The sequence below is a fragment of the uncultured Meiothermus sp. genome (assembly GCF_937863175.1).
Lineage (GTDB): Bacteria > Deinococcota > Deinococci > Deinococcales > Thermaceae > Meiothermus.
The window spans coordinates 1-4,664 of sequence record NZ_CALMCQ010000154.1 but is presented as its reverse complement, the minus strand read 5'-3'; the positions used below and the strand labels follow the sequence as shown (position 1 = coordinate 4,664).

Genomic DNA, 4,664 nt, shown 5'->3' with positions numbered 1-4,664 from the left:
GGGCGTATGCAGGTGGCTGTCGTACATGGCCTCACCCCACCCGCACCACGCAGCCCGCGCTGGCCCAGACCTGTACGCCCTGTCCCAGCGCCTGGGTGGCCTGGGCCGACAGGGCTTCGTCCAGGGTCGGGGTGTTCCCCACGCTCTGCACCAGGCTGGCAACCCCTGGCGGAGCCAGTTGGGGCTGGCGCTCGAGCACCGCCTCGAGCTGCCAGCGGCTGGCCCAGAGCCGCTTGAGCGCCCACAGGGTTTCCTGCCTTTCAACCTGCACCGCAAAGGGAGCTTCCCCGGCATAGCGCACCAGAAACGGGCCTTCCGGCAGGGCGGCTCTAATCTCGTCGGAGCGCTCGGGCAGCATATACGATTCGCGCAACAGCTTCTCGGCAAAGGCGCAGGCTCGTTCCAGTTTGGCTTCGTCCAGCCGCACCCCAAACACCCCTTCAAAAGCCGGTCGGATCTGCCCGGCCAGATTGCCCAACTGGTAAAACTCGGTCTCTACCCCCGCCAGCACCAGGGTAGGAGCCACCACCAGGCCCGCTGCGTACAGCACCTGAAGGTGCACCACCTCACCCGTCACCTCGGCAAGGCGGGAAGGAGCTTGCTCGAGCGTAAAAATCATGCCTCCCAGTCTACCGCTTAGCCCTGCCCGCAGAACCGTTATACTGGAGATTCCATGCACCCTTGGGACAGCAGCTACCCCGACCCACCTCAGTTACGGCTGGAGATCGGCGCGATGCAGCAGAGCATTTTAGAGACCCTGCAGCAACAGGTCGCGCCGGACAACCTCCTGGGGGTCTACACCAAGGGCTCCTCGCAGAAAACCTGGGACAGCCCTATGGACTATGTACCCGAACTCTCGGATCTGGACGTGCAGGTCTTGCTGCAAGACGATACGCCGCTGGAAGATGTGCGGGTCGCACTGGGCTTTCAGGCTGCGATGGAGCGGCGCTTTCGCGCTCGAGTCACCCGGCCACTCCACCTGCCCCGCCCCCAAATTCAGCTTCTGCGCTCCCGCCTCGAACACTATGCCCCCAGCTACGGTGTCCAGACCTTACATGGGCTGCCCTACGAGGAACTTGCGTTTGGCAAGCCCAACCACCCCAGTACCGACCGGGCCATGCTTATGGAACCCCAGGCTTTTCTGACCGGGCTGTTCGATTCGATCATGGATCGGCACGGAAAGTATATGTTCGATGTACTGCGCCAGCTCTCCTGGCGGATCGGGCCGACTGGCTCCCGCATTCTCTCGGTGCTGGGGGCTGACTTCCAAACCGCCTGGGGCGGCAACCGCACCCAGATTTACACCCGACTCAAGTGCTTCGATCAGGCTGAGCTGGCCGACCACTACGCTGCTTTTTATCTGCTGGCCTGGGATTTTTTCCGCTCCGGCTACCAGAACACCAACGCCGCCAGGGAGGCCGTGCTGGCGGGCGTCGCGGTGTTGAAGGCGGGTCTGGCTATCGGTTCGACGGTATCGGTGCGCCCAACTTCTACTTTAGATTAGCGCAAAATGTAAGTGCTTCTGGGTTATTTGACAGGCTCAGGCCGCCAGCTGCCGTGCCTCCAGCCACTCCGGCAACTGACCGATGTGCTCGAGTTCCACATAGAGCCTGGGCCTGGGCTCGTCCATCTGCACATACTCACGACCCCAGGTCTGACGCCGGGGAATGTAGACTGCCTGGGCTCCAATTTCCAGCACCGGCACAACATCCGAGCGCAGGCTATTCCCCACCATCAAGAAATTCTCGGGGCGTATGCGGTGACGGCGCAGGATTCTGCTGTAGCTAAAGGGGTCTTTCTCGCTCACCACCTCGATACAGCGAAAATATTCACTCAGCCTCGAGCGCACAAACTTGGACTCCTGATCCAGTAGATCGCCCTTGGTAATCACCATCAAGGGATAGTCGCCGGAAAGTTCATCCAGCACAGCCTCGACCTCCGGCAGTACCTGCACGGGAGCCGCCAACATTTCCTTAGTTACATTGACCAAAAAACGAATATGCTCCGGTGAAATACGCCCATCGGTTAACTCCAGCGCAGTCTCGATCATCGAGAGGCCGAAGCTCTTGACCCCATAGCCATAGTGCTTGAGGTTGCGAATTTCGGTATCAAAGAGATACTGGCTATCATACGAACCGGTCAGGTATTCCTGCATCAGCAGCTCAAACTTTGCATGGGCCTCACTGAACTGGGTCTCGTGGTGCCATAGTGTGTCATCGGCATCAAAAGCGATATACTCGACCATAGTTCCCTCTTTAGCTGTAAGTGTAGAACGCTTTCCAGCACCGTTTGGGTTAGATGACCCAGCTTTCGCGTTAAGCGGAAACTGGTATTCGCCAAAGGAACTCCCGCATGGCTCGAGCCCTGCGAAGTAGGGGATGACTTCCCACATCACCCAATTTTCTCCAGATCTGGGTAGATTGGGCGTAACCATGAGACTCCTCTCCCTGGCCTTATTTGTTAGCCTCGGCCTCGCCAGCGCCCAGACCTGTGCCGGGTTTCCACGGCTAGCCGTCACCACCCCCAGCGGCTTCTGCGTGGGGATCATCAGCCGCGACCTGCGCTTCCCCAGGGGCCTGTTGCCCCTTCCCTCTGGCGACCTGCTGGTGGTAGAGATGGCCGGTTGGAGCGCCAACCGGGGCTCGCTGGCGTGGCTGCACAAACAGGGGAATCAGTACCGCATCCAGCGGCTACTCAACGGACTGGATCGCCCCCACGGCATCGCTCTTGGCCAGGACGGCAGGGTCTATGTGGGCGAAGTGGGGCGCATTTTTCGCTTTGACCCTGAAGCGTCCCAACCCCGTAAGGAGTACATCATCCACGACCTGCCCGGAAACGGGCGGCATCCACTCACCCAGATGGTGTTCGATGGTGCGGGCCACCTTTTTGTTAATGTAGGCTCGGCCTCGGATAACTGCCAGCAGGACAAGGGCAAACCTGCCTGCGCCGAGGCCGGGCGAAACGGCCTGATTCGCAGGTACACCTTCCAGTGGCCGCAGGGCAGCGTGCGCGGCTGGAGCGTGTATGCGACCGGCTTGCGTAACTCCATGGCACTGGCCATTCACCCTTCGGGTACCCTGTTGCAGGGTGAAAATTCTCGCGATGCCATCCAGGCTGCCGACCCGCGCATCTCCGATGAGGCCCACCCCGCCGACGAACTGAACGTGGTAGTACAGGGAACCCACTACGGCTGGCCCTACTGCTACGAAAACGGCAAAAACGCCCCCGAGTTCCCCCGCTACAACTGCGCCCAGACCCGCAATCCCACCCTGCTGTTGCCAGCCCACGCGGCCCCACTGGGTATGGCCTACCTGAGCGCTCAAAGCGAGTTGGGCGGCAACTGGCTGGTGGTGGGCTACCACGGCTACCGCAAGACCGGGCACCGGCTGGTGGCTTTTCGGGTGGACGGGCGGGGCATCCCCAGCGGCCCAGCGGTTGAGCTGATTGGAAACTGGGTCTTCCCGGATGGGAAGCTGGGGGCTCCGGTGGATATGAAAGTTGGCCCGGACGGGAAAATCTATATCACCGATGACCGGAATGGGATGTTGCTGGTGTTCTCGCGGGGTTAGCCGAGCCGGTTCAGTCAGCCTCGAGTACCCGCCACAGATACCAGGCCGCATGCGAGCGGTAGGGCCGGAAGCGCTCGCCCAGTTCTTCCAGTCCAGGGCGTTCGGTGATGCCATAGAGTTTCTCGGCCCCTTTACGGATGCCCAGATCCAGTATCGGCCAAACATTGGGGCGTCCCAGGCCAAACATCAAGAACATCTGAACCGTCCAGACCCCAATACCATTAACCTGGGTCAGGTGGCGGATCACCTCATCGTCGGACTGGCTTTCGATGCCATCCAGGCCGCCTTCCTGGGTAAAGCGCGACAGATCCTGCACGTAGCGGGCCTTGGCATTCGAGAGCCCAATGGCCCGCAAATCTTCCAGTCGGGCCGTGTACAAAACTTCCGGCTCGATTGCAAACTGGGCGGCCAGGCGCTTCCAGATGGTCTCGGCAGCCTTGCCAGAGAGCTGCTGGCCCACTATCGAGCTGACCAGGGTAGGAAAGGGGGGTTCTGTTTTGAAAGGATTGGGTCGGAAAGGAGCAGGGCCGTGCTTTCGCCTCAGTTCCTGCATCGCGGCATCGGCAAACTCAACCCGCACCTCGAGGGTGGCATCCAGTCTTTTGCGCTGCGGTCTGGAGGTGGAGGACATGACTCCAAAACTCTATCTCAATTCCCAGGTGCCGCAAACGACCCACCACCCACATCGAGGCTATACCCAAAATTTACCCTGACCGACTCTGCCAGGAACCCTCTCTCACCAAAACTCAACCGCTACTTTTTCCTACTCCACTCCCCCGACCTCCCCCCCGACTTGTGCAGCAGGCGCAGGCCGGTGATTTCCAGCCCCTTGCTGGCGGCTTTGAGCATGTCGTAGACCGTGAGGGCCGCCACCGCGCAAGCGGTCATGGCCTCCATCTCGACCCCGGTCTCGGCCCTGGTCTTGACGGTGGCGGTGATATACACCCTGGACTCTTCGGGCACAAAACGAAGCTCCACCCTGGCGCTGGTGATGGGCAGCGGATGGCAGAGCGGGATCAGATCGCCCGTCTTTTTGGCCGCCATAATCCCCGCCAACTGGGCCACGCTCAGGGGGTCGCCCTTCCCTACCCCGCC

General features: G+C 60.8%; 6 protein-coding genes. 2 read left to right on the top strand and 4 right to left on the bottom strand.

Features of this window, described 5'->3' with window-relative positions:
- Window positions 1–31 precede the first annotated feature (31 nt).
- The gene (locus tag Q0288_RS06110; protein ID WP_299428718.1) at window positions 32–619 is read right to left on the bottom strand and encodes a hypothetical protein; all 588 of its coding nucleotides are present in this window, start codon (window positions 617–619) and stop codon (window positions 32–34) included.
- A gap of 54 nt (window positions 620–673) precedes the next feature.
- On the opposite strand from Q0288_RS06110, the gene Q0288_RS06105 reads away from it, so the two are divergent.
- Window positions 674–1,504, top strand: a complete 831-nt coding sequence (locus Q0288_RS06105) for a hypothetical protein (protein ID WP_299428715.1) — start codon at window positions 674–676, stop codon at window positions 1,502–1,504.
- 36 nt (window positions 1,505–1,540) lie between these two features.
- On the opposite strand, the gene Q0288_RS06100 is transcribed toward Q0288_RS06105, so the two are convergent.
- On the bottom strand, window positions 1,541–2,245 hold the full coding sequence (locus tag Q0288_RS06100) for an HAD family hydrolase (protein WP_299428712.1): 705 nt from the start codon (window positions 2,243–2,245) through the stop codon (window positions 1,541–1,543).
- A 187-nt stretch (window positions 2,246–2,432) separates the two neighbouring features.
- On the opposite strand from Q0288_RS06100, the gene Q0288_RS06095 reads away from it, so the two are divergent.
- The gene (locus Q0288_RS06095) at window positions 2,433–3,569 is read left to right on the top strand and encodes a PQQ-dependent sugar dehydrogenase (protein WP_299428709.1); all 1,137 of its coding nucleotides are present in this window, start codon (window positions 2,433–2,435) and stop codon (window positions 3,567–3,569) included.
- 10 nt (window positions 3,570–3,579) lie between these two features.
- Here Q0288_RS06095 and Q0288_RS06090 read toward each other — a convergent pair whose 3' ends face one another.
- Both Q0288_RS06090 and Q0288_RS06085 read right to left on the bottom strand, forming a co-directional pair.
- On the bottom strand, window positions 3,580–4,122 hold the full coding sequence (locus Q0288_RS06090) for a DNA-3-methyladenine glycosylase 2 family protein (protein WP_299428721.1): 543 nt from the start codon (window positions 4,120–4,122) through the stop codon (window positions 3,580–3,582).
- Window positions 4,123–4,322: 200 nt separating this feature from the next.
- The coding region (locus Q0288_RS06085; protein WP_299428706.1) for a cyclic pyranopterin monophosphate synthase MoaC at window positions 4,323–4,664 on the bottom strand (342 nt) is incomplete at its 5' end.